Raw genomic sequence first — 23,085 nt, forward strand, 5'->3', positions numbered from 1 at the left:
CTTCAGGCTCCGATGTGGGTCACACCGCCCATATAGGGACGCAGGACGGCCGGCACCGCGATCCGTCCGTCCTCCTGCTGATAATTCTCCATGATCGCGACCAGTGTGCGACCGACCGCCAGGCCCGAGCCGTTCAGGGTATGGACGAACTCGGTCTTCTTCTCGCCGGCCCGCTTGAACCGCGCGTCCATGCGCCGCGCCTGGAAGTCGCCGCAGTTCGAGCAGGAGCTGATCTCGCGATAGGTGCCCTGGCTGGGCAGCCAGACCTCCAGGTCGAAGGTCTTCTGCGCCGAAAAGCCCATGTCGCCCTTGCACAGCAGCATCCGCCGGAACGGCAGCTCCAGCGCCTTCAGCACAGCTTCCGCGCAGGCGGTCATCCGCTCGTGCTCGGCGTCGCTGTCCTCCGGCCGCGCGATCGAGACCATCTCGACCTTGGAGAACTGATGCTGGCGGATCAGCCCGCGCGTATCGCGCCCCGCCGACCCCGCCTCGGCCCGGAAGCACGGCGTCAGCGCCGTCATTCGCATCGGCGTCGCCAGCTCGTCCTCGGACAGGATGGTGTCGCGCACGAGATTGGTCAGGGAGACTTCGGCGGTGGGGATGAGCAGGTGCTCGCCGACGCGAAACAAATCCTCTTCGAACTTCGGCAACTGGCCAGTCCCGAACATCGCCTCGTCCCGCACCAGCAACGGCGGGTTCACTTCAAGATAGCCGTGCTGGTCCGTCTGCATGTCCAGCATGAACTGGCCCACGGCGCGCTCCAGCCGCGCCAGCTGCCCTTTCAGCACCGCGAACCGCGCGCCCGACATCTTCGCCGCCGCCTCGAAGTCCAGCAGGCCCAGGGCCTCGCCCAAGTCGGCGTGATCCTTGGCCGGGCCGCCCTCACGGGGCGTTCCCCAGCGGGAGACCTCGACATTGCCCGCCTCGTCCTCGCCGTCCGGCACATCCTCGGCCGCCAGGTTCTTCAGGCCAGCTAGCAGGTCGCGCAGTTCCTTACCGACGGACGCCTCCACCTCGGCGGCGGCGGCGATCTCGCCCTTCAGCGCCTCGACCTCTGCCTTCAGCCGGTCGGCCTCGGCCATGTCCTTCTTGCCCATCGCCGCGCCGATCAGCTTGGAGGCGGTGTTGCGCTTGGACAGGGCGTCCTGCCCCGTGGTCTGGGCGCGGCGCAGTTCGGCGTCCAGCTCCAGGATGCGCGCCACCAGCCCGTCGGCCTCCTCCACCCCGCGCGACGACCACCCCGCCACGTAAACCTGCGGGTTCTCGCGAATGGCTCTGATGTCGTGCATGGTCGGAAACTTCGGTCAGGCGTTGGAAGCCGAACGCTCTACCCGCCTGCGCGGAGTCGGGCAACGCGCCTCTCCTCTCCCTGGCGCCGAGCCCTCCCATAGGAAGGCGTTCGTCGATGGCGCGCCCCCCATGCCTGGTTCAAATCGTCACCGAAGCGGCCTATGTCGGCCGCCTGGCTTTAGGAGCTTGGCCTTGCTTATCGTTCTGTCCCCCGCCAAGCGGCTCGACTTCACCGAAGCCGATCCCGCCCTGCCCGCGTCGGAGCGCCGGTTCCGCGACGACACCGCCAGCCTGTCGAAGACCACAAAGCGCCAGACCCGCGCCGACCTGCGCCGTCTGATGGGCATTTCGGACGATCTGGCCAAGCTGAACGCCGAGCGGTTCAAGGCCTTCGACCCCGAATCGGTCGACGGCGTCCAGGCCGCCTTCGCCTTCGCCGGCGACGTCTACGAGGGGCTCAAGGCGCGAGAGCTCGATGCGGCGGCCCTTGGATGGGCCCAGGATCACCTTCGGATCCTCTCGGGCTTCTATGGCCTGTTGCGGCCGCTTGACCGCATCCAGCCCTATCGCCTGGAGATGGGCACGCGGCTGAAGACGCGGCGCGGGTCCAGCCTCTACGACTTCTGGGGCGACCGCATCTCCAGGCAGCTGAACGCCGACGCCGAAGGCCAGGCCGATCCGACGCTCGTCAACCTGGCCAGCCAGGAGTATTTCGGCGCCGTCGACGCGCGGGCGCTGAAACTGCCGGTCGTGACGCCTCAGTTCCGCGAGGAAAAGGACGGCGAGAGCCGCATCATCTCCTTCTTCGCCAAGAAGGCGCGCGGCGCCATGGCGCGCTTCGCCATCGACGAGCGAATCGAACGAGCCGAGGATCTCAAGGCTTTCGACCGCGACGGCTACCGCTTCGACAAGGCCGCCTCCTCCGAGGTGGAGTGGATATTCATCAGGTCGGGAAATTCTTGATCGTCCGGCCGTCCTGCCGCTAGTCTAACCGCACAAGAACCAAAGGGCGGATCCATGTTCCAGTGGCCTAAGTCATCGAAGGGCGGAAACGCCGCGCACGGCGAGGCGCCGCAGTTTCACGACATCGGCGACTTGAAGGGACAGGTGGCGGTCATTTCAGGCTCCACCTCGGGCATCGGCCTGGCCCTGGCCCGATCGGTCGCGGCGCGCGGCGGCGACGTGGTGCTGAACGGCCTGGGCGACCCTGCGGAGATCGAGCGCACCCGGGCGGAGCTGGAGGCGTCCTCCAGCGGCCGCGTCCGCTATCACGCCGCCAACATGATGCAGGGCGACGAGGTCGCGGACATGGTGGCCTTCGCCCGGCACGAGTTCGGCCGGCTGGACATCCTGGTCAACAACGCCGGCATCCAGCACGTCGAGGCGGTTGAGAAGTTTCCCGCCGACAAGTGGGAACAGATCATCGCCATCAACCTGTCCTCGGCCTTCTACGCCACCCGCGCGGCGATCCCGATCATGAAGGCGCAGGGGCGCGGCCGCATCGTCAACATCGCCTCGGCCCACGGTCTGGTCGCCAGCCCGTTCAAGTCCGCCTATGTCGCCGCCAAGCACGGGGTGATCGGCCTGACCAAGACCGTTGCCCTGGAGCTGGCGCGCGACAACATCACCTGCAATGCCATCTGCCCCGGCTTCGTCGAGACGCCGATCGTCGAAAAGCAGATCGCCGATCAGGCCCGTACGCGTGGCATCTCCAAGGAACAGGTGCTGACCGACGTCATTCTGGCGGCGCAACCCACCAAGCGGTTCGTCACGACGGACGAACTGACCGGCCTGTTCCTCTATCTGGTCAGCGACCTGGGCGCCTCGGCCAACGGCGCCAGCTTCTCCATCGACGGCGGCTGGACCGCCCAATAGGCGGAGGAAACAGGGGGCGGCATGGCGATCTTCAAGCGCAAGGCCGCCGAACCGGCGGACATCACGCCCCTCCCGAAGGGCCGCCGCTCCGTCAGCCTGGCGCTGCAGGGCGGCGGCGCGCACGGCGCCTTCCAATGGGGCGTGCTGGACCGGATCCTCGAGGACGACCGGCTGGACGTGCAGGCGGTCTCCGGCGTCTCGGCCGGCGCGATGAACGGCGCGGCCCTGGTTTCCGGCCTTGCGGCGGAGGGGGCCGAAGGCGGTCGGGCGGCGCTCGACAAGTTGTGGCGCGAGGTCAATCAGTCCGGCGGGCGCAACGTCTTCGGCGACAGCGCCATCTGGAGCGCGGCCCAGCCGCCCGACTGGTTCAAGGACAACCCCTTCTGGCGCGCCGGCGAAACCCTGGCGATGTCCATGAGCCCCTATGAGTTCAACCCGCTGAACCACAATCCGCTGAAACGGGTGCTGGACGCTGCGGTCGACTTCGAGGCCGTCCGCGCGTCACCGATCCGCCTGTTCGTCGCCGCCACCGCCGTACGGCTGGCCAGGGCGCGGGTCTTCACCTCCGCCGAGATGACGCCGGAGGTCCTGATGGCCTCCGCCTGCCTGCCTCACCTTTTCCAGGCGATCGAGATCGACGGAGAGCCCTACTGGGACGGCGGCTACCTGACCAATCCCCCGCTTTGGCCCCTGATCGGCGAAGACACGCCGGGCGACGTGCTGCTGGTCACGCTGAACCCCATGGCCCGCGACGAGACGCCCAAAGGCGCCGGCGACATCGTGGATCGCCTGAACGAGATCGTATTCAACGCGCCGCTTGTCGCCGAACTGCGCGCCATCGCCATGGCCGAGGATCTGATGGCGCAGGGGCATCTGAAGCCTGGCGCCTACCGCAATGTCCGCCTTCACGCCATCGAGGCGGACGGCTGGCTGAACGACCTGTCGCTGCGCTCCAAATTCAACACCGAATGGACGTTCCTGAACGAGCTGAAGGCTCGCGGGCGGGCGGCGGCGGACGACTGGCTGAAGACCTGTCTGCCCACGGTCGGCGTCCGCGCCAGCGTCGATCTGCAGGCCCGCTTCGGCTAGCCGACGTGCCCCGCGGCCCGACGCAGCCGATCGTTGATGGCCTCGCCCAGCCCCTCGGCCGGAATGGGAGACACGGCGATCCCGACGGGGCGGGTCCGGTCGGCCTCTCGCAGCAGGCGAAACAGGTTCGCCGCCGCTTCCCGCAGGTCGCCTGAGACGCTGAGGCTCCAGCGCGGCTCTCCGACGCCGGGGCCGAAGCCCAGCAGCACCTCCCCGTCCCGCGCCGCCTCCGCCTCGATCCGCACCGGCGCCTCCGGCGCGTAATGCAGCGTCAGTCGGCCCGGCGATCGATGCCCCTCCCCGCTGTCGTCAAGCGGCCCCACGACCCGCTCCAGATCGGCGCGTGTGACGGCGCCCGGGCGCAACAGGGAAACCCGGCCGCCGAGCACCGACACGACCGTGCTTTCCAGCCCGACGGCGCACGCCCCGCCGTCCACCGCCGCCGCGACTGCGAAACCGGTCTCCTCGACCGCATCGGCGAACGTCGTCGGGCTGGGCCGTCCTGAGCGGTTGGCCGAGGGCGCGACGACCGGACCGCCGAACGCGGCCAGCACGGCGCGCGCCCCGGCGTGGGCTGGCACGCGCAGCGCGACGCTGTCCAGACCGGCGCGCGCCAGGTCGCAGACCCGCGTCGTGTCGCGGATCGGCGCCACGAGGGTCAGCGGGCCGGGCCAGAAGGCCTCGGCCAGCGCTTTCGCCTGGGCGTTGAAGACGCCCTCCGTCTCCGCGGTCGCCGCGTCGGCGACGTGGGCGATCAGCGGGTTGAAGCGCGGCCGCCCCTTGGCTTCGAAGATCGCCGCCACCGCCTCGGGGTTCGCCGCATCGGCGCCCAGACCATAGACCGTTTCGGTGGGCAGCAGGATCAGGTCGCCGCGCCGCAGCGCCTCGGCCGCCTGTTCGGACGTATCGCTCACGGCCGGCGCGGGATCAGCGGGATCATCCGGTGCAGCACATTGTCCCGGTCGATGAACTGGTGCTTCAGCGCGCCGATCACATGCAGGCCGATCAGCACATACAGCCCCTTCACGACCAGGCCGTGCACCGCCATGAATCCGCGCGCCGCCTCGCGTCCGCCCGACATCGGCAGCAGCGGCCAGTCGAACAACCCGAACCACACGATCGCCCGTCCCCCGGCGGAGGACGCCAGCCAGCCGGTCAGCGGCATGACGATCAGGGCGACGTAGAACAGCACGTGCGTGGTGCGGGCGAACACCCTCTGCCAGCGCGGCGTCGTGGCCGGCAGCGCAATGGCCGGATTCGCCAGCCGCCAGCCGATCCGCGCCAGCGTCAGCACCAGGATGGTCAGGCCCACCGACTTGTGCAGGTTGATGAACTCGCGCGAGAGCGGCCCCTCGGTGGCCTCGTGGGCCGTCACCAGAAGGATTTGCGCCAGTACGGCGACGGCGATCACCCAGTGCAGGATCAGCGAAACGACGGAATAGCGGTTGCGCGGTTCGGCCATGACTTCCCTTCCGTGGCGGCAGCTCGTCAGTTTGGCTCGACGATATGACGCCCGCCAAGCCGCTTGCGACACTAGCGGAAGACGAGGCACTTAGGCCCGAAGAAATTCAGAGGACACCATGACCTACCGCGCCCCCGTCCGCGACCTGGCCTTCACCCTCCAGGCTGTCGCCGGCATGCCCGAGTTGGAAGCGACCGGCGCCTTTCCGGACTATGACGCCGACGTCGCCGGCGCGGTGCTGGAGGCGGCGGGGCAGTTCTCGGAAGAGGTGCTGGCTCCGCTGAACCGGATCGGGGACCAGAAGGGCTCCACCTACGCTAACGGGTCCGTGACCGCGGCGCCCGGCTTCGTCGACGCCTACCACCAATTCGCGGCCGGCGGGTGGACCGGCCTGGCCGCGCCCGTCGCCGCGGGCGGCCAGGGCCTGCCCAAGGCGCTGGAGCTTGCAGCCTTCGAGACCGTCCACGCCGCCAACATGGCCTTCGGCCTTTGCCCCATGCTGTCGCAGGCCGCGATCGAGGCGCTGGAACAGGTCGGGACCGCGGAACAGAAGTCGAAATACCTCGGCAAGCTGGTCAGCGGCGAATGGACCGGCGCCATGGTTCTGACCGAGCCGGGCGCGGGGTCCGACCTGGGCGCCCTGACGGCGACGGCGACGCCCAACGGCGATGGAACCTACGCCTTGAACGGCCAGAAGATCTTCATCACCTGGGGCGATCACGATGCGACGGACAATATCCTGCATCTCGTGCTGGCGCGCCTTCCCGATGCGCCTTCGGGGCCGAAGGGTATAAGCCTTTTTCTGGCGTCGAAATACGATGTGAGGACGGACGGGACGCTGGGCGAGCGCAACACCTTCCGCCCCGTCGGGATCGAGCACAAACTCGGCATCCACGCCTCGCCGACCTGCGTCATGGCCTATGAAGGCGCGCGCGCCGAGCTGGTCGGTCGCCCGAACGAGGGCCTGGCCCATATGTTCGTGATGATGAACGCGGCGCGGCTTGCGGTCGGCGTCGAAGGGGTCGGCATCGCCGAACGCGCCTATCAGCAGGCCCTGGCCTATGCGCTCGAGCGTCGTCAGGGGCGATCGGTCTGGACCGGCGAGGCCGGGGCGCCGATCTTCGACCACCCGGACGTGCGTCGCATGCTGGGCGTGATGAAGGCCAAGATTTCCGCCGCGCGGGGCATCTGCCTGTCGACCGCCGTGGCGGCGGATTTGGCCGGCAGCGCGGCGGATGACGAAACACGCCGCCGCTGGAAGGCCCGGGAGGACCTGCTGACGCCGATCGCCAAGGCCTGGTCGACCGACGTCGGCTGCGAGGTCGCGTCCATGGGCGTCCAGGTCCACGGCGGCATGGGCTTCATCGAGGAAACCGGCGCCGCCCAGCACTATCGTGACGCCCGCATCGCCCCGATCTACGAGGGCACCAACGGGATCCAGGCCATGGACCTTGTCGGCCGCAAGCTGTCGATGGACGGCGGCGAGGCGGCGCGCGCCGTAATCGCCGAGATGAAGGATACGTTGGCCTTGCTGGCGCGCATCTACGTCGGCAAGCCCGTCGAACGCTTCGCCGCCGCCGTCGAGGCGGTCGAGGATGCGACCCTCTGGCTGCTGGACCGCAAGGCCGACGCCGACGCGGCCGACGATGTTCTGGCCGCGGCCGACGCCTATCTGAAGCTGATGGGCGACGTCATCGGCGGCTGGATGCTGGCCAAGGGGGCTTTGGCGGCGAAGGCTCGACTGGACGCCGGCGACGGCGATCCGGCCTGGCTTCAGGGCAAGCTCGACCTCTATGAAATCTACGCCGCCAATGTGCTGGGCCATGCCTCCAGCAGGCTGGCGGCCGTCGGCCAGGGCGGCGAAGTGCTGAAGCGCATGAGCGTGGAGGCTCTGGCGGGCTGAAGCCCGTAGCTCCGGCGGCGCCGGACAAGCCGACAGCATTGGCGTTTCTTCATTTGACGCCGGCCGCCAGCCGCGCACAAGGTCCGCGACCAATCAGGGGAGCCAACATGAACCGCCGTCAACTGATCGCCTCGACGACCGCCGCCGCGGTGGTCGCCGGCCTTCCCCGTGTCGCCCTGAGCCAACCGTCCGGAGCCTCGATGCCGCAACCGCCCGTCGCCAAGAAGATCCCCGTCGTCATCGAACAGCTGGGGCGCACCCGCACCGACGACTATCAGTGGATGAAGGACGACAACTGGCAGGCCGTGCTGCGCGATCCGACCCTGATCAAGGCCGAGGTCAAGGACCACCTGACCGCCGAGAACGCCTATCGCGAGGCCATGATGGCTTCGACCTTGCCGCTGCAGGAGACGATGTTCGCCGAGATGCGTGGACGCATCAAGGAGGACGACAGCTCGGTTCCGGCTGCTGACGGCCCCTGGACCTATTACGTCGAGTACAAGACGGGCGACCAGCACCCCCGCTACATGCGCGTCGAGCGTCAGGGCACGTGGATGGTCGACGGCGAACCCGTGACGAAGAACTTCGTCGTCGCCCCGACGCCTCAGCTGCTTCTGGACGCCAACGAACTGGCCGAGGGCAAGGCCTATTCCGAAGTCTCGGCCGCGGCGCACAGCCCGGACCACAGCCTGTTCGCCTATGCCGAAGACGCGCAAGGGTCCGAGGTGCACAAGATCTACGTCAAGGACCTGGTGACGGGCGAGGTGCTGCCCGCCGTGATCGACAGCGCCACCGGCGATTTCACCTTTTCGCCCGACAGCCAGTGGATTTTCTGGACCAACCGCGACGACAACGGCCGTCCGGACAAGATTTTCCGCCGTCCCGCGCGCGGCGGCGAGACCACCCTCGTCTATGAGGAAGAGGACGACGGCATGTTCATCGGCGTCGGCCGCACCGCCGACGACCGCTTCATCGTCATCGGCATCCAGAACCAGGAGACCAGCGAGGCGCGCTACATCCCCGGAAGCACGCCGACCGCCGAGCCGGTGGTGCTGGAGCCACGCGTCGTCGCCACCCGCTATGACGTCGATCACTGGGGCGACCGCTGGGTGATCCGCACCAATGCCGACGACGCCATCGACTTCAAGATCGTCGAGGCGCCGACCGAGGCGCCGGCCAAGGCGAATTGGAAGGATCTGGTCCCCCATACGCCCGGTCGCTTCATCGAGGGCCTGGACCTGACCAAGGACCATCTGGCCCGCCAGGAGCGCGCGGACGCCAACACCCGCATCATCATCCGGGACCGCGCCGGCGCCGAACACGAGATCGCCGTGGACGAGCCCGCCTTCGCCCTGTCGCTGGCCGGAGCGTCCGAGTTCGAGACGACGACGACCCGGTACGCCTATAATTCACCGTCCACGCCCACGCAGACGTTCGACTACGACATGGTCGAACGGAAGCGCGAACTGCGGAAGACGCAGGAGATCCCCAGCGGCCACGACCCGGCCGACTATGTCGTCGAGCGGCTGAACGCCCCGGCCGCCGACGGCGAACTGGTCCCCGTGACCGTGCTGCGCCGCAAGGATACGCCGGTCGACGGCTCTGCGCCGTTGCTGCTCTATGGCTACGGCTCCTACGGGATCCCGATGCCGGCCAGCTTCTCGACCAACCGGCTGTCGCTGGTGGACCGCGGCTGGATCTACGCCATCGCCCACATCCGGGGCGGCTCCGACAAGGGCTGGGGCTGGTTCCTGGCCGCGCGTCGCATGACGAAGAAGAACACCTTCACCGACTTCATCGCCGCGGCCGAGCATCTGATCCAGCGCAACTACGCGACGGCGGGCAACATCGTCGCGCAGGGCGGTTCGGCCGGCGGCATGCTGATGGGCGCGGTCAACAACATGCGGCCCGACCTGTGGGCCGGGATCATCGGCCAGGTGCCGTTCGTCGACGTCATCAACACCATGAGCGACACCTCGCTCCCCCTGACGCCGCCGGAATGGCCCGAGTGGGGCAATCCGATCGAGGACGCCGAGGCCTACGACTACATGATGAGCTACAGCCCCTACGACCAGGTGAAGCCCCAGGCCTATCCGGCGGTGCTGGCGACGGGCGGCCTGTCCGATCCACGCGTCACCTATTGGGAGCCGGAGAAGTGGGTCGCCAAGCTGCGGCCGGCCACGACCTCGGGCAAGCCGGTGCTCCTGAAGATCAACATGGAGGCGGGCCACGGCGGCGCGGCCGGGCGGTTCGACTATCTGAAGGAGGTCGCCCACGACTACGCCTTCGCCGTCTGGGCCGTCGAGAAGGGCTGGGAGAAGGCTTGAGCAATCCGGTCGTGCGGAAGCTGACGGCGGAGGACATTCCCGCCGTCACCGCCATCTATGCCGAAAGCGTGGCCAATGGCCTGGGCACCTTCGAACTGGAGGCGCCCGACGAGGCCGAGATGACCCGTCGCCTCAACGCCGTCGCGGCGCTGGGGCTGCCGCGCCTGGTCGCCGAGATGGACGGCGCGGTGGTCGGCTATGCCTACGCCGGACCATTCCGGGCGCGGCAGGCCTATCGCTACATGGTCGAGGATTCGATCTACGTGGCGCCCGGTGCGCGGGGGCGGGGCGTGGCCGGGCTCCTGCTCGACGCGCTGATCGACGGCTGCGAACGCATGGGGCTAAGGCAGATGGTCGCCGTGATCGGCGATTCCGAAAACCTGGGCTCCATCGCCCTGCACCGTTCGCGTGGTTTCACCGATGCCGGACTGTTCCGCGCGGCGGGATGGAAGCACGACGACTGGCGCGATGTCGTCTTCATGCAACGCGCGCTGGGCGACGGCGAACGGACGGCGCCGGACGCGCCCGGCCTGCCCCTGATCGACAAGTCTCAATCCTGAGCGACTGTGCGACGCCTATCCTGAAGTCGACGACCTTGTTCCCGGCGTTGGGCGGCGTCCTGCGCATTCGGTTGACGATCGGCTGATCCGTCCAGGGCTAGTGCTTGCGACGGCCCGCGTTCTCAGGCGGACGTCAGCCAGGACAGGGTCGCGTAGCCCAGCACGCCGAAAGCGCCCAGACCCGCGACCACGCACAGGGCCATCACCAGCTTGAAGTGCCGGTGGAGGTGATAAAGCAATTCGCCGATCATCGACGATCCCGCAGCCGTTGGATCATTTCGATCCCCACGACCACTATACAGCAAGACCTGGGCCGCGTGGAATCGCGGCTCCGTGAACGCGGTTTGATCAGACCAGGCGGCTTTGAACCACGGCCGCGCCGATGAAGCTCGCGAACAGCGGGTGCGGCGCGAACGGCCGGCTCTTCAGTTCCGGATGGTACTGCACGCCGATGAACCACGGGTGGTCGGTCCGTTCCACGGTCTCGGGCAGCACGCCGTCCGGCGACAGCCCCGCAAACACCAGCCCGGCCTTCTCCTCGATGGCCTCGCGATAGTTGATGTTGACCTCGTAGCGGTGACGGTGGCGTTCGCTGATGGCGGTCGAGCCGTAGATCTCGGCGATCTTCGAGCCGGCCTTCAGGGTCGAGTCATAGGCGCCCAGCCGCATGGTGCCGCCCAGGTCGCCGCCTTGCTGGCGCAACACGCGCTGATTGCCCTGCGTCCATTCGGTCATCAGGCCGACGACCGGCTCGGTCGTCGGGCCGAATTCCGTGGAGGACGCCTTGGGATAGCCGGCCAGGTTTCGCGCCGCCTCGATCACCGCCATCTGCATGCCGAAGCAGATGCCGAAATAGGGGATGTTGCGCTCGCGGGCGAAGCGGGCCGCCTCGATCTTGCCTTCCGAGCCGCGTTCGCCGAAGCCGCCGGGCACCAGCACAGCATGGGCGCCCTGCAGGCGCTGCTCGCAGGCCTCGGGGTCGCCTTCGAAGGTGTCGGCCTCGACCCAGTCGATGTTGACCTTGACGTTGTTGGCCACGCCGCCGTGGTGCAGCGCCTCGATCAGCGACTTGTAGGCGTCCTTCAGCACCGTGTACTTGCCGACGACCGCAATGGTGACCTCGCCGTCGGGATGCAGGCGCCGGCGCGCGATTTCCTTCCAGCCCGACAGGTCCGGCTCGGGCGCGTCGTTGATGCCGAAATGCGCCAGCACCTCGCGGTCCAGCCCCTCGCGGTGGTAGTCCAGCGGCACGGCGTAGATGTCGGCCGAGTCCATGGCCTGGATGACGCCGCTTTCGCGGACATTACAGAACAGGCCGATCTTGCGCTTCTCGTCGGCCGGAATCGGCTGCTCGCAGCGGCACAGCAGGATGTCGGGCTGGATGCCGATGGAGCGCAGCTCCTTGACCGAGTGCTGGGTCGGCTTGGTCTTCATCTCGCCGGCCGTCTTGATGAACGGCAGCAGCGTCAGGTGGACGAAACACGACTGGCCGCGCGGCAGATCCTGGCCCAGCTGGCGGATCGCCTCGAAGAAGGGCAGGCCCTCAATATCGCCGACCGTCCCGCCGATCTCGACCAGGACGAAGTCGACTTCCTCGCCGTCGTCGGTCAGGGCGGGCGTCAGGCAGAAGGATTTGATCTGGTCGGTGACGTGCGGAATGACCTGGACGGTCGCGCCCAGATAATCGCCGCGCCGCTCCTTCTCCAGGATGGTCGAATAGATTCTGCCGGTGGTGACATTGTCGGACTTGGCCGCCGACACCCCCGTGAACCGCTCATAGTGGCCCAGGTCCAGGTCGGTCTCGGCCCCGTCGTCGGTGACGAAGACCTCGCCGTGCTGATACGGGCTCATCGTGCCCGGATCGACGTTCAGATAAGGGTCCAGCTTGCGCAGGCGGACCTTGTATCCGCGCGCCTGAAGAAGCGCTCCGAGAGCGGCGGAGGCGAGGCCTTTTCCAAGCGAGGAAACCACGCCGCCGGTGATGAACACATAGCGAGCCATGGGCGGACACCTTACTCCATGATTCGCGTGCGACGCATGGCCCGCCGCGAATCGAACTGTTGATCAAAAGAAGAAAGCGCGCCCTGCGGCGCGCTTTCGGGACTTCGGTTGTTGCGTTGGCCGTTACTGGGCGGGCGGCTGGGCCGGCGCGGGCGCCGGGGTCGCTCCGGCGGACGGCAGGCTGGCTTCCAGGTCGTCCAGCGAAGGGGCCGCCGGCTGGGCGGGCGTCGCCGGTTCCGGCTGGGCGGGTTGTTGGGTCTGGGTCTGCGGAGTGGTGGCCAGTGCGCCCACCGCATCAGCGTCGATGATCGATTGCGACGCCCGGTCCATGTTGCCGACGACCGTCAGGACGATGGTCAGGCCGAACAGCGCCGCCGCCAGCCACCAGGTCGTGACCGTCAGCAGATTGCCGGCTCCGCGCGCCGTCATGAAGCCCGACGGTCCCCCGCCCATGCCCAGCGCGCCGCCTTCCGAACGCTGCAGCAGCACCACGCCCGTCAGGGCGATGGCGACCAGGATGATGGCGACGAGCAGAATGGTCTGGAGCATGGCTTCGTTCATGTGGGCGCAACCGCGCGCCGATCAAGCGGCGGCCTCTATCACCGAAGCCTGCCGGGGGCAAACGTCAGGCGGCGCGAATGATCCCCAGGAAGTCCGCAGCCTTCAGCGAGGCGCCGCCGACCAGGGCGCCGCCGACTTCCGGGGCGGCCAGGATTTCCCCGGCGTTGTCCGGCTTCACCGACCCTCCGTACAGGATCGGAGCCTTGGACGCCCCCTGCCCCAACCGTTCGATGATGGCGGCGCGGATCGCCGCATGCGCCTCGGCGATTTGGGTCGTTGTCGGCGTGAGACCGGTTCCGATCGCCCAGACCGGCTCGTAGGCCACGGCGAAGGGATGGTCCGACAGCCCCATCGGAAGCGAGCCGCGCACCTGCGCCGTCACCACAGCCAGCGCCTCTCCGGCTTCCCGTTGCGCCAGGCTTTCGCCGACGCAGACGATCGGCTCCAGGCCCGCAGCGATCGCAGCCTCGACCTTCGACGCAACCTCGGCGTCCGTCTCGCCGAAGGCCGTTCGACGCTCCGAATGGCCCAGGATGACCAGGCCGGCCCCTGCATCCGCCAGCATCTCGGCCGAGATCGACCCGGTGAAGGCGCCAGACGGGCTGGCGTGGCAGTCCTGACCGCCCAGTTCGACCGGTCCGTCGGCCAGGACCGAACGCATCCGGTCGATCAGCGTCGCCGGGGGGCAGACCCCGACCCGGGCGCTTGCCGCCCCGTCCCGCAGCGCGTCGTTCAGCGCCTGAGCCTCGACGAGCGCGGCCGAAAGGCCGTGCATTTTCCAATTGCCGACGATCAACTTCACGGATTGTTTCATGCGGCCTGTCTAGGCGCCCAAAACCGACAAGCCAAGAGGGACGCCGCAATCCGGACATCATGCCGTCCTTGCGGGAGCGCGCCTCGCCCGACTATACGCCGCAGTGACGCCAACCTCGGCCAGTCCCGGGATTTTCGAATGATCACCGCCTTCCGCGCCTTCTCTCGTTCCAAGTGGGCCGCGGCCCTGCTCGTTCTGATCGCCATCAGCTTCGTGATCGTCGGCGCGCGCATGGACGTGTTCGCCAACCTGGGACCGAAGCACGTGATCGATGCGGGCTCCCGGTCGATGAACGAGGTCGAGTTCCGCGCGGCGTTCGATCGCGTCCGCGCGCGCCTGCAGGAACAGGCCGGCCGGCCGATCACCGACGAGGACCTGGCTGCCGAGAACATCCCCGGCCGCTTCCTGGAGAGCCAGACCCAGCAACTGGGCTTCCTGAACTGGGCCTGGGAGGCGGGCATCCGTCCCGGCAAGGAACTGATCGTCAAGCAGATCCGCCAGATCCCGGCCTTCTTCAACCAGATCACCGGCCAGTTCGATCAGCAGGCCTACGAGACCGCCTTGGGCCAGCAGAACATGACGCCGGCCATGCTGGAGCAGGACCTGCGCGACCAGTATGCGACCGAACATTTCGGCGCGGCGCTGCAGGCCGGCGCCCGCGCGCCCCGCATCTACGGCGCGATCCTGGCCGCCCAGGCGTTCGAAACCCGCGACGGCCGCTGGTTCGAAGTCAATGAATCGATGATCGAGCGCCCGGCGGCGCCCACGGACGCCCAACTGAACGCCTTCATCCAGGAAAACGCCGCCCGCCTGCGCAGCCCCGAGTTCCGCATGGTTTCGGTCGTGCTGTTCAGCCCGGACCCCGCCGCCCGCACCGCGCCGATCCCGGAAGAGCGGATCCGAGAGCGCTTCGAGTTCAAGAAGGACAGCCTGGGCCGCCCCGAGACCCGCACCTTCGTCACCCTGACCGCACCCAACCGCGAGACGGCGCAGAAGATCGCCGCCGGCCTGCGCGCCGGCCAGTCGCCCGCCGACGTCGGCCGCGCCAACAACGTGCGTCCGGCTGAGTTCGCCGGATCGCCCCGCACCGCCGTTGGCGACCCGGCCGTCGCGGCCGCCGTCTTCGGCCTGCAACGCAACCAGGTGTCGGATCCGGTTCAGGCCGGCGTAGGCTTCGCGGTCGCCAAGGTGACCGAAATCCAGGCCCCCCAGCCCGCCACGCTCGAAAGCGCTCGCGACCAGATCGTCCAGGAGCTGCGCGACGAAGACGCCAAGGGCGCGACCTACGAGGGCGTGCAGAAGTATGAGAAGGCGCGGCAGGACGGCCGCAATCTGGCCGACGCCGCGCGCGAAGCCGGTGCGCGGGTCGTCGACCTGCCGCCCGTGACGCAGGACGGTCGCCTGCCGAACGGACAGCCCCTGAACGCCCCCGAACAGGTCTTCTCCGCCGCATGGAATCTGACCAAGGGCGGCGAGAGCGACGTGATCGACGCCGGCCAGGGCCAGTATTTCGCCGTCCGGGTGAACGACATCCGCCCGGCCGCCCTGCCCCAGCTGGACGAGGTCCGTGCGCCGCTGACCCAGGAATGGACCCGACGCGAGGTGCTGCGCCGCATCTCGGCCAAGGCCGAGGAACTGGCCGGCCGCGTGCGCGGCGGCCAGGACATCGCGGCTGTGGCCCAGTCGGCCGGCGCAAGCCTGATCACCCGCCAGCGTGTCGGTCGCGATCGCGCCGCCCAGGAAAGCGTCGGCCAGGGCGCCCTGCAGGGCCTGTTCGGCCAGTCGAAGGGGCAGGTCTTCTCGCAGCCCTCGTCGGAGACCGCCTATGTCGTCGGTCGCGTGGATCAGGTTCACGCCGCCGATCCGGCCGTCGCCGGCCCGGCCGCCGAGACGGCGCGCACGCGCATCGCCCAGGACCTGACGCAGGGTCTGGTCGAGGCGGCTTTCACCGCCGGCGCCAAGCGCACGGGTGCGAAGAACGATCCGGCTCTTGCTCGCCAGGCCCTGGGTCTGCCCGAACAGGCCTCCACGCCCACGCCCGCCCAATGACGACCGAGGCGGGCGGCGAGAAGGACGCCGGGGACTTCCTTTCGGGGCTGTCGGCCGGCCGGCCGCAAGTCCTGGTGCGGCGGGTCATCGACGATCTGGAGACGCCGGTCTCGGCCTATTTGAAGCTCGGCCGGGACCGGCCCTACGCCTGCCTGCTGGAGTCCGTGGAGGGCGGCGCGGTCAAGGGACGGTACTCCATCCTGACGCTGGATCCCGACGTGGTCTGGCGTTGCCGGGGCGAACAGGCGGAAATCGCACGCGGCGCCGAGGCGATCGCCGACGGCCGATTCACGCCGGAGCCAGTTCCCAGCCTGGCGTCCCTGCGCAGCCTGATCGCGGCCTCGACCTTCGATCTGCCGGACGATCTTCCGCCGATGGCGGCCGGGCTGTTCGGCGTGTTCGGTTACGATATCGTGCGCCTGCTGGAACCGCTGGGACGCGCCAATCCCGATCCGCTGGACCTGCCTGACGCCGTGCTGACGCGCCCGTCGCTGGTGGCCATCTTCGATTCGGTGAAGCACGAGATAGTCCTGGTCTCGGCCGCATATCCGGACGTGAGCGATCCCGCGTCGGCGCTGGAGGCGGCGCAGGCTCGACTGGACGCCTTCGAGACCGCCTTGCGCCAGCCGCTGCCGGTCCGCGCGGCGCCGCAGGAAACCCCGCCTCCGGTCTTCACCTCTCCCGTCGACGAGGCCGGCTTCGGCGGCATGGTCGCCCGGGCGAAGGACTATATCGGGGCCGGCGACATCTTTCAGGTGGTGCTCAGCCACCGCTTCTCGGCGCCGTGGACGGACGACCCGTTCGCCTTCTATCGCTCCCTGCGCCGTCAAAATCCGTCGCCGTATCTGTTCTACCTGAACTTCGACGGCTTTCAGCTGGCGGGATCCAGCCCGGAAATCCTGGTCCGGCTCAAGGATGGCGAGGTCACGATCAGGCCCTTGGCCGGCACGCGGGCGCGCGGCGCCACGCCCGAGGCCGACCGGGCGCTCGAGGAAGAGCTTCTGGCCGATCCCAAGGAGCGCGCCGAGCACCTGATGCTGCTGGATCTGGGCCGCAACGACGTGGGCCGTGTCGCCGCGCCTGGGACGGTCGAGGTGACCGAAAGCTTCGTCGTCGAACGCTACAGCCAGGTGATGCACATCGTCTCCAATGTGCGCGGCAAGGCCGACCCGAAGCTGGACGCGGTCGACACCCTGCTGGCCGCCCTGCCCGCCGGCACCCTGTCGGGGGCGCCCAAGGTGCGGGCGATGGAGATCATCGACGAGCTCGAAGGTGAAAAGCGCGGCGTCGGCTATGGCGGCGGCGTCGGTTACATCTCGGCCGGCGGCGAGGCGGACATCTGCATCACCCTGCGCACCGCCCTGTTCGCCGATGACCGGATCTTCGTTCAGGCCGGCGCCGGCGTGGTCGCCGACAGCGATCCGGCCGCCGAATACGCCGAGACCCGCCACAAGGCGCGTGCGCCGATGCGGGCCGCCGAGGACGCCTGGCGCTTCCGCACGGGCAATCGCTAGCGGGAAAGCGTGACCGACGGATCCTCGATGATCACGCCGGGCCCCAGGATAACGACGCCGGCCATCACCATCGCGGCGGCGGCCGCGAAGGCGGCGGCGCCGAGCGCCGCCAGGGCGCTTTCGCCACGGGGCGGCGGCGGGACCAGCAGCGATTTCGCCTTGGCGATCTTGGCTTCCGAATCGATCATGGCGCCCCTCGTCTCATCGGGCTCATTTGCGACGCGGCGGTGTTAACGCGCGCTTTACCGCCGCGCCCGCTTGGCGTGGGGCCGTCACAGGCCTAGAAGCCGGATCATGATCCTCGTCGTCGATAACTACGACAGCTTCACCTACAACCTCGTCCACTACCTCGCGGAGTTGGGCGCGCCGACGCATGTCGTCCGCAACGACGACCTGACGACGGACGAGGCCTGGGCGTTGAACCCTCAGGCGGTGCTGCTGTCCCCCGGTCCATGTGCCCCCGATCAGGCGGGCATCTGCCTTCCGCTGATCGAGAGCGCGCGCGCCGACATGCCGATCCTGGGCGTCTGCCTGGGGCATCAGTCCATCGGCCAGGCTTTCGGCGGCGAGGTGATCCGCGCCAAGACGCTGATGCACGGCAAGACCTCGCCCATCGAGCATGCGGGCCAAAGCCTGTTTGCCGGCCTTCCCACGCCGTTCACGGCCACGCGCTACCACTCTCTGGCGGTGAAGCGGGAGACGCTGCCGGAGTGCCTGGAAGTCACGGCCTGGACCGCCGATGGCGAGATCATGGGCCTGCAGCATCGGTCGCGTCCGATCCACGGCGTCCAGTTTCACCCCGAATCCATCGCCACCGAACACGGCCACGCCATGCTGGCCAACTTCCTCGAGATCGCCGGCGTGAAGCGCCTCGCAGCCGCCTGACATGGCCGAAGGCTTCAAGCCCATTCTCGCCCGGCTGGTCGAGGGCCGGCCGCTGACGTCCGAGCAGGCGCACGACTTCTTCGCCGCCTGCCTGCGGGGCGAGCCGACGCCGTCCCAGGTCGCCGCCGCCGTGACCGCATTGCGCATTCGCGGAGAGACGGTCGACGAGATCGCCGCCTTCGCCGGCGCCATGCGCGAAGCCGCGCTGACGCTGGATCATCCCTATGAGGTGATCGATACCTGCGGCACCGGCGGCGACGGGCAGCACACCTACAACATCTCTACTGCATCCGCCCTGGTCCTGGCCGGCGCGGGGCTGAAGGTGGCCAAGCACGGCAACCGGGCGATCTCTTCGAAATCAGGGTCTTCCGATGTCCTGTCGATTCTGGGCGTGAACCTGATGGCGTCCGAGGCGCAGCAGAAGCTGGCGTTGGACGACGCGGGCATCTGCTTCCTGTTCGCCCCCGCCTACCACGGCGCCATGCGTCACGTCGGGCCGGTGCGGGCTGAGATCGGTTTCCGCACGGTTTTCAATCTTCTGGGGCCGCTTTCCAATCCGGCCTCGGCCAGACGACAGGTCATGGGCGTCTATGATCCGCGCCTGCTCGAGCCGCTGGTCGAGGTGCTAGGCCGGCTCGGCGCCGTGCGCGCCTGGACCGTGCACGGCCAGGGGCTGGACGAACTGGCGACGTCGGGGCCGACCGAGGTCGCGGAATGGAAGGACGGCGCCGTGCGCCGCTTCCAGGTCAAGCCGGAGGACGCAGGACTGCCGCGCGCCTCGATCGAAGCCATTCGCGGCGGCGACGCGCAGGAGAACGCCGAGGCCCTGCGCGCGCTGCTGTCAGGCGCGCCCGGCGCCTACCGCGACATTGTGCTGCTGAACGCGGCCGCGGCCCTTGTGGTATCCGATCGCGCGGCGGACCTGGCCGAAGGGGCCGCCCTGGCGGCCGCCGCGATCGACGACGGCCGCGCCGCGCGGGCTCTGGAAAATCTGGCCCGCATCACTTCCACGCCTCTGGAAACGGAACAGGACGCATGACCGACGTGCTGGAGAAGATCGCCGCCTACAAGCGCGAGGACGTCGCCGCCCGGAAGGCCGCCACGACGCAGGACGCGATCGAGACGCTGGCTAAGGCCGCCTCGTCGCCCAGGGGCTTTCGCGACGCGCTGGATCGCAAGGTGGAGGAAACCGGCCGTCCTGCGCTGATCGCCGAGATCAAGAAGGCCAGCCCGTCCAAGGGCCTTATCCGCGCCGACTTCGATCCCGCGGCGCTGGCCCTGGCCTATGAGGCGGGCGGCGCGGCCTGCCTGTCGGTGCTGACCGACGGTCCCAGCTTCCAGGGCGACGACGCCTATTTGGGTCAGGCGCGCACGGGCACCGCCCTGCCCTGCCTGCGCAAGGACTTTCTGGTCGATCCCTGGCAGGTGGCCGAGAGCCGCGCGCTGGGCGCCGACTGCATCCTGATCATCCTGGCCATGATCGACGACGCCCTGGCCGCCGAGTTGTTGTCCGAGGCCGAACGCTTCGGCATGGACGCCCTGATCGAGACCCACGACGAGGCCGAGATGGCGCGCGCCTGCGCGCTGGGCGGCGATCTGGTCGGCGTCAACAACCGCTCGCTTCGCACCTTCGAGGTCGACCTGGAAACGACCGAACGTCTGTCGATGCTGAGCCCCGTCAAGGCGCTGCTGGTCGCCGAGAGCGGCATCTTCACGCCCGAGGACGTGGAGCGCGTCTCGGCCGCCCACGCCCAGGCCATCCTGGTCGGCGAAAGCCTGATGCGCCAGGCCGATGTCGAGGCCGCGACGCGGCGTCTGCTGGCCGCCTGATGTCCCACGGCCGACGCCGTTAAGTTGACATTAGGAAGGAACACTTACAGAACATCGCCACATGTTCACGGCTCGTTCCGATTCGTCGGGAGGGGCGTATGAGGGCCAGGCGATGCTTACGCGCAAGCAGCACGAACTGCTGATGTTCATCCACGAACGCATCCAGGAGACGGGCGTCTCCCCCTCGTTCGACGAGATGAAGGAGGCGCTGGACCTGGCCTCCAAGTCGGGCATCCACCGGCTGATCACGGCGCTGGAGGAGCGGGGCTTCATCCGCCGCCTGGCGCACCGCGCCCGCGCGCTGGAGGTGATGAAGCTGCCGGAACAGGCCACGGCCGGCGCTCCGCGGGGTCGCGCCGGCTTCAAGCCGGACGTCATCGAGGGCGGCGCCCGGACCGCGCCCGTTGCGGAACCCGCCAACGACGTGCGCGAACTGCCGCTGCTGGGCAAGATCGCCGCCGGCACGCCGATCGCCGCCATTCAGCATGAGCGGGAACGCCTGCCCGTTCCGGAGTCGATGCTGGGCAAGGGCGATCACTATGTGCTCGAGATCGAGGGCGACTCGATGATCGAGGCCGGCATCCTGAACGGGGATCTGGTGGTCATCCGCAAGGGCGACACGGCGAACAACGGCGAGATCGTCGTAGCCCTGGTCGAGGGGGAGGAAGCCACCCTGAAGCGGCTGCGCCGAAAAGGCGGCTCCATCGCGCTGGAGCCGGCCAACCGCAACTACGAGACCCGCATCTTCGGACCCGATCAGGTCGAGGTCCAAGGTAAGCTGGTCGGGCTTATCCGCCGCTATCACTGACGACGGGACCGGGCGCTCGGGCCCACGGCCTGTCGCCGCGGACATCCGAGACCCGGATCGCCAGCCAACGGTTTTCTCCGCGCCCGTCGCGCCAGAGCTCGATCGCGCCCCCGCCCGCATGGTCGACACCGTCCAGCACCAGCCGATCGGCGCACGATTGCGGCAGGTCGATCATGGTGGCGCGAACGCTGACCACGGGCGCAACGCGACACAGGGCCTCCATCTGCGCGGCGTCCGGCGCGCGGCGACCCCACCAGAGGGCGACCGGTACGGCCTGAGGCTTTTCCGGCGCGCAAGCAAGGCGCGCGCAGGTCCATCCCGCATCCGGACGATCGACCGGCGTCAGTCCCCTGCGCCGCGCCCAAAGCTCGACCGCATAGGTTCGCACGCCCGGCCGGACCACGACCGCTTCCGTCCCGACCCGAAACGCCGCATTCGTGCCGCCGTCGCCGATCCACAGGTCGGGCGCGGGCGGTCGCGCCCACAGCAGAACAGCCGCCGCCATCGGCAGCCCCAGCCAGCGTAGCCGACCCTGCCAGAGGCAGACGAACAGCACGCCCAGAAAGGCGACGGGCAGAACGAAGTCCGGCGCGCTGGCCACGGTCTTCACCGCGCCGGGGAGCCCGGCGGTCCATTGACCGATCGCCAGCATGACGTCCACGCCCCATCCCGCGACGGCGAGGAAGGGCCCGCCGAGCCCAAGCGGTTCCAGCGCCGCACCGAGCGCCAGCGCCGGCATGAGCACGAAGTCCGCGATCGGCGATGTGCCCAGATTGGCCAGCAGGCCGTACATGGCGGTGCGGTTGAAATGCTGCATGGCGAACGGCCCAGTCGCCAGACCCGCGACGACGCTGGCGGCCACGGCGGCGCTGATCCAGGCGCCGAGCCTCTGCACCGCGACGATGGGCCACGGCGCCTGGATTTCCCGCGTCCGCTGGGGCCAGGCCTCCACCGGCGCCACCAACGCCGCCGTCGCGGCGAAGGACATCTGGAAGCCGGGGCTCATGATCGCTTCGGGCTGCATCAACAGGACGACGAAGGCGGCGACGGCCAGCCCATGCATGGTCACCGCCTGCCGATCCAGCAGGATGGCCAGAAAGGCTATGCAGGCCGTGATCGCGGCCCGCTCTGCGGGCGGCGGCGCCCCGGACACGATCAGATAGGCCCCGACGGCCAGAAGGCCCGCCAGGGCGGCGACCTTCTTCCCCGGCGCCCGCAGCGCCAGCCAGGGCCACGCCGCCAGGCCCAGGCGCACGGCGAAGAAGACGAAGCCGCCGACGATCGCCATGTGCAGACCCGACACCGACAGGATGTGCGCCAGCCCGGAATCCCGCATCACGTCCAGGTCGTCCTGGCTGATCCAGGTTTCGTGGCTGGTGACCATGGCGGCTGCGATCCCGCCTGTCCGCTCGCCCAGCCGCGCCACGATTTTCTGCGCCAGCGCATAGCGCGCCGCATTGATCTTCATCGTCAGGCTAAGACGCCACGGGGGCGCCTGCAAGAGAGCGGGCCGCGTGTCGGAAAGCGCGAAGGCGACGCCGCCCATGCCCTGGAAGAAGGCGTTTCGCCCGAAGTCGTAGGCCCCGGGACTGGCGGGCGCCGGCGGCGGATTGAGGATGGCGAACAGGCGAACCGGCGCGCCGGGCGGCGGCGGGTCGCCTTTCACCGTCGCGCGCAGCCGCACCGGGGTCGCCTCCGCCGCCAGGCCCCGGATACGGACGGGCGCGATCACGACCCGATGGCCGTTGTCGCCCGGACTGTCGACATCGACGACCCAGGCTTCGATGACGGTCGGCTCCGCCAGCGCCGGCGCGATGGGCGCGGCGATGGCGATCGTTCTGGTCTTGGCGACGGCCAGCCCCAGTGCGAAACAGGCCACCAGCACCAGCGGCAGGCTCCACCGACGTGACAGGCCGCGACGCCGGGCCGCGATCCAGACCGCCCCGAAGGCCGTTGCAGCCGCCGCCAACGGCCACAGGGGTGGTTCGCTCTTCAGGGCGAAATAGGCCGCGCAGCCGCCGCCGAACGCCACCGGCGTCCACAGCCGCCAACGCAGGGTTTGCGCGGCGACCTCGGCTTGCAGCCCCAGGCGCATTCGACGCCAGGGGGTAGGCTTT

21 protein-coding genes are annotated in these 23,085 nt (G+C 68.9%); 12 read left to right on the forward strand and 9 right to left on the reverse strand.

What is annotated here, in order from left to right; all coding sequences use genetic code 11:
- Positions 1-2: 2 nt before the first annotated feature.
- Entirely contained in the window at positions 3-1,289 is a 1,287-nt protein-coding gene (serS, locus tag ACE3PU_RS05910) for a serine--tRNA ligase (RefSeq protein WP_374387642.1), read from the reverse strand.
- Positions 1,290-1,482: 193 nt separating this feature from the next.
- Here serS and yaaA point away from each other — a divergent pair, with 193 nt between their 5' ends.
- The 3 genes from yaaA to ACE3PU_RS05925 are packed head-to-tail and all read left to right on the forward strand — an operon-like array spanning position 1,483 to position 4,254.
- The gene (yaaA, locus tag ACE3PU_RS05915) at positions 1,483-2,253 is read left to right on the forward strand and encodes a peroxide stress protein YaaA (RefSeq protein ID WP_374387644.1); all 771 of its coding nucleotides are present in this window, start codon (positions 1,483-1,485) and stop codon (positions 2,251-2,253) included.
- 54 nt (positions 2,254-2,307) lie between these two features.
- On the forward strand, positions 2,308-3,165 hold the full coding sequence (locus tag ACE3PU_RS05920; protein ID WP_374387646.1) for a 3-hydroxybutyrate dehydrogenase: 858 nt from the start codon (positions 2,308-2,310) through the stop codon (positions 3,163-3,165).
- Between the two features lie 21 nt (positions 3,166-3,186).
- Positions 3,187-4,254, forward strand: coding sequence for a patatin-like phospholipase family protein (locus ACE3PU_RS05925; protein WP_374387648.1), 1,068 nt, complete (start codon positions 3,187-3,189; stop codon positions 4,252-4,254).
- Here the strand turns inward: ACE3PU_RS05925 and ACE3PU_RS05930 are convergent.
- Positions 4,251-5,168 carry an L-threonylcarbamoyladenylate synthase gene (locus ACE3PU_RS05930; protein ID WP_374387650.1) on the reverse strand — a complete coding sequence of 306 codons (918 nt, stop codon included), beginning with the start codon at positions 5,166-5,168 and terminating at the stop codon, positions 4,251-4,253. The genes ACE3PU_RS05925 and ACE3PU_RS05930 overlap by 4 nt on opposite strands.
- Positions 5,165-5,716, reverse strand: coding sequence for a cytochrome b (locus tag ACE3PU_RS05935; RefSeq protein WP_374387652.1), 552 nt, complete (start codon positions 5,714-5,716; stop codon positions 5,165-5,167). The genes ACE3PU_RS05930 and ACE3PU_RS05935 overlap by 4 nt, the downstream gene beginning before the upstream one ends.
- A 118-nt stretch (positions 5,717-5,834) precedes the next feature.
- On the opposite strand from ACE3PU_RS05935, the gene ACE3PU_RS05940 reads away from it, so the two are divergent.
- The 3 genes from ACE3PU_RS05940 (at position 5,835) to ACE3PU_RS05950 (ending at position 10,506) form a co-directional block, all read left to right on the forward strand.
- Positions 5,835-7,619, forward strand: coding sequence for an acyl-CoA dehydrogenase (locus ACE3PU_RS05940; RefSeq protein ID WP_374387654.1), 1,785 nt, complete (start codon positions 5,835-5,837; stop codon positions 7,617-7,619).
- Between the two features lie 107 nt (positions 7,620-7,726).
- The gene (locus ACE3PU_RS05945; RefSeq protein WP_374387656.1) at positions 7,727-9,946 is read left to right on the forward strand and encodes a S9 family peptidase; all 2,220 of its coding nucleotides are present in this window, start codon (positions 7,727-7,729) and stop codon (positions 9,944-9,946) included.
- Complete coding sequence (locus ACE3PU_RS05950; RefSeq protein WP_374387658.1) at positions 9,943-10,506, forward strand: N-acetyltransferase family protein; 564 nt, start codon at positions 9,943-9,945, stop codon at positions 10,504-10,506. Before ACE3PU_RS05945 ends, ACE3PU_RS05950 begins: the two co-directional genes overlap by 4 nt.
- Before the next feature lie 122 nt (positions 10,507-10,628).
- Here ACE3PU_RS05950 and ACE3PU_RS05955 read toward each other — a convergent pair whose 3' ends face one another.
- From ACE3PU_RS05955 to tpiA, 4 genes are all read right to left on the reverse strand, one after another.
- A complete protein-coding gene (locus tag ACE3PU_RS05955) occupies positions 10,629-10,757 on the reverse strand; it encodes a hypothetical protein (protein WP_374387660.1) in 129 nt (42 codons plus the stop codon).
- A 97-nt stretch (positions 10,758-10,854) separates the two neighbouring features.
- Positions 10,855-12,507 (reverse strand): CTP synthase, encoded by a 1,653-nt coding sequence (locus ACE3PU_RS05960; protein WP_374387662.1) that lies wholly within the window; start codon positions 12,505-12,507, stop codon positions 10,855-10,857.
- Between the two features lie 123 nt (positions 12,508-12,630).
- Positions 12,631-13,068: a preprotein translocase subunit SecG gene (gene secG / locus ACE3PU_RS05965; RefSeq protein ID WP_374387664.1), complete on the reverse strand. Its 438-nt coding sequence runs from the start codon at positions 13,066-13,068 to the stop codon at positions 12,631-12,633.
- Positions 13,069-13,132: 64 nt separating this feature from the next.
- On the reverse strand, positions 13,133-13,882 hold the full coding sequence (gene tpiA, locus ACE3PU_RS05970; RefSeq protein ID WP_374387666.1) for a triose-phosphate isomerase: 750 nt from the start codon (positions 13,880-13,882) through the stop codon (positions 13,133-13,135).
- 138 nt (positions 13,883-14,020) lie between these two features.
- On the opposite strand from tpiA, the gene ACE3PU_RS05975 reads away from it, so the two are divergent.
- Together ACE3PU_RS05975 and trpE are read left to right on the forward strand one after the other, a co-directional pair.
- Positions 14,021-15,931: a peptidyl-prolyl cis-trans isomerase gene (locus tag ACE3PU_RS05975; RefSeq protein WP_374387668.1), complete on the forward strand. Its 1,911-nt coding sequence runs from the start codon at positions 14,021-14,023 to the stop codon at positions 15,929-15,931.
- Positions 15,928-17,445: an anthranilate synthase component I gene (gene trpE / locus ACE3PU_RS05980; RefSeq protein WP_374387670.1), complete on the forward strand. Its 1,518-nt coding sequence runs from the start codon at positions 15,928-15,930 to the stop codon at positions 17,443-17,445. The genes ACE3PU_RS05975 and trpE overlap by 4 nt, the downstream gene beginning before the upstream one ends.
- Here the strand turns inward: trpE and ACE3PU_RS05985 are convergent.
- A complete protein-coding gene (locus ACE3PU_RS05985) occupies positions 17,442-17,633 on the reverse strand; it encodes a peptidoglycan-binding protein (RefSeq protein WP_374387672.1) in 192 nt (63 codons plus the stop codon). The genes trpE and ACE3PU_RS05985 overlap by 4 nt on opposite strands.
- A 106-nt stretch (positions 17,634-17,739) precedes the next feature.
- Here ACE3PU_RS05985 and ACE3PU_RS05990 point away from each other — a divergent pair, with 106 nt between their 5' ends.
- The 4 genes from ACE3PU_RS05990 to lexA all read left to right on the forward strand — a co-directional run bounded on the left by ACE3PU_RS05990 (position 17,740) and on the right by lexA (position 20,968).
- Positions 17,740-18,330 carry an aminodeoxychorismate/anthranilate synthase component II gene (locus ACE3PU_RS05990; RefSeq protein ID WP_374387674.1) on the forward strand — a complete coding sequence of 197 codons (591 nt, stop codon included), beginning with the start codon at positions 17,740-17,742 and terminating at the stop codon, positions 18,328-18,330.
- A 1-nt stretch (position 18,331) separates the two neighbouring features.
- A complete protein-coding gene (gene trpD / locus ACE3PU_RS05995) occupies positions 18,332-19,369 on the forward strand; it encodes an anthranilate phosphoribosyltransferase (protein ID WP_374387676.1) in 1,038 nt (345 codons plus the stop codon).
- A complete protein-coding gene (gene trpC, locus ACE3PU_RS06000; protein WP_374387678.1) occupies positions 19,366-20,160 on the forward strand; it encodes an indole-3-glycerol phosphate synthase TrpC in 795 nt (264 codons plus the stop codon). Before trpD ends, trpC begins: the two co-directional genes overlap by 4 nt.
- 112 nt (positions 20,161-20,272) lie before the next feature.
- Positions 20,273-20,968 carry a transcriptional repressor LexA gene (gene lexA / locus ACE3PU_RS06005; RefSeq protein WP_374387680.1) on the forward strand — a complete coding sequence of 232 codons (696 nt, stop codon included), beginning with the start codon at positions 20,273-20,275 and terminating at the stop codon, positions 20,966-20,968.
- Here the strand turns inward: lexA and ACE3PU_RS06010 are convergent.
- Positions 20,949-23,063 carry a ComEC/Rec2 family competence protein gene (locus ACE3PU_RS06010; RefSeq protein WP_374387682.1) on the reverse strand — a complete coding sequence of 705 codons (2,115 nt, stop codon included), beginning with the start codon at positions 23,061-23,063 and terminating at the stop codon, positions 20,949-20,951. The two genes, lexA and ACE3PU_RS06010, sit on opposite strands and share 20 nt — an antisense overlap.
- Positions 23,064-23,085 lie beyond the last annotated feature (22 nt).

Origin of the sequence: Brevundimonas sp., from assembly GCF_041911375.1 — a bacterium.
Taxonomy (GTDB): Bacteria; Pseudomonadota; Alphaproteobacteria; order Caulobacterales; family Caulobacteraceae; genus Brevundimonas.

What these genes read in the sequence shown, in the direction of transcription:
- serS (WP_374387642.1), bottom strand. Translation starts at nt 1,289, where the DNA reads ATGCACGACATCAGAGCCATTCGCGAGAACCCGCAGGTTTACGTGGCG.
- ACE3PU_RS05920 (WP_374387646.1), top strand. Translation starts at nt 2,308, where the DNA reads ATGTTCCAGTGGCCTAAGTCATCGAAGGGCGGAAACGCCGCGCACGGC.
- ACE3PU_RS05925 (WP_374387648.1), top strand. Translation starts at nt 3,187, where the DNA reads ATGGCGATCTTCAAGCGCAAGGCCGCCGAACCGGCGGACATCACGCCC.
- ACE3PU_RS05935 (WP_374387652.1), bottom strand. Translation starts at nt 5,716, where the DNA reads ATGGCCGAACCGCGCAACCGCTATTCCGTCGTTTCGCTGATCCTGCAC.
- ACE3PU_RS05940 (WP_374387654.1), top strand. Translation starts at nt 5,835, where the DNA reads ATGACCTACCGCGCCCCCGTCCGCGACCTGGCCTTCACCCTCCAGGCT.
- ACE3PU_RS05945 (WP_374387656.1), top strand. Translation starts at nt 7,727, where the DNA reads ATGAACCGCCGTCAACTGATCGCCTCGACGACCGCCGCCGCGGTGGTC.
- ACE3PU_RS05955 (WP_374387660.1), bottom strand. Translation starts at nt 10,757, where the DNA reads ATGATCGGCGAATTGCTTTATCACCTCCACCGGCACTTCAAGCTGGTG.
- ACE3PU_RS05960 (WP_374387662.1), bottom strand. Translation starts at nt 12,507, where the DNA reads ATGGCTCGCTATGTGTTCATCACCGGCGGCGTGGTTTCCTCGCTTGGA.
- secG (WP_374387664.1), bottom strand. Translation starts at nt 13,068, where the DNA reads ATGAACGAAGCCATGCTCCAGACCATTCTGCTCGTCGCCATCATCCTG.
- tpiA (WP_374387666.1), bottom strand. Translation starts at nt 13,882, where the DNA reads ATGAAACAATCCGTGAAGTTGATCGTCGGCAATTGGAAAATGCACGGC.
- ACE3PU_RS05975 (WP_374387668.1), top strand. Translation starts at nt 14,021, where the DNA reads ATGATCACCGCCTTCCGCGCCTTCTCTCGTTCCAAGTGGGCCGCGGCC.
- trpE (WP_374387670.1), top strand. Translation starts at nt 15,928, where the DNA reads ATGACGACCGAGGCGGGCGGCGAGAAGGACGCCGGGGACTTCCTTTCG.
- ACE3PU_RS05985 (WP_374387672.1), bottom strand. Translation starts at nt 17,633, where the DNA reads ATGATCGATTCGGAAGCCAAGATCGCCAAGGCGAAATCGCTGCTGGTC.
- ACE3PU_RS05990 (WP_374387674.1), top strand. Translation starts at nt 17,740, where the DNA reads ATGATCCTCGTCGTCGATAACTACGACAGCTTCACCTACAACCTCGTC.
- trpD (WP_374387676.1), top strand. Translation starts at nt 18,332, where the DNA reads ATGGCCGAAGGCTTCAAGCCCATTCTCGCCCGGCTGGTCGAGGGCCGG.
- trpC (WP_374387678.1), top strand. Translation starts at nt 19,366, where the DNA reads ATGACCGACGTGCTGGAGAAGATCGCCGCCTACAAGCGCGAGGACGTC.
- lexA (WP_374387680.1), top strand. Translation starts at nt 20,273, where the DNA reads ATGCTTACGCGCAAGCAGCACGAACTGCTGATGTTCATCCACGAACGC.
- ACE3PU_RS06010 (WP_374387682.1), bottom strand. Translation starts at nt 23,063, where the DNA reads ATGCGCCTGGGGCTGCAAGCCGAGGTCGCCGCGCAAACCCTGCGTTGG.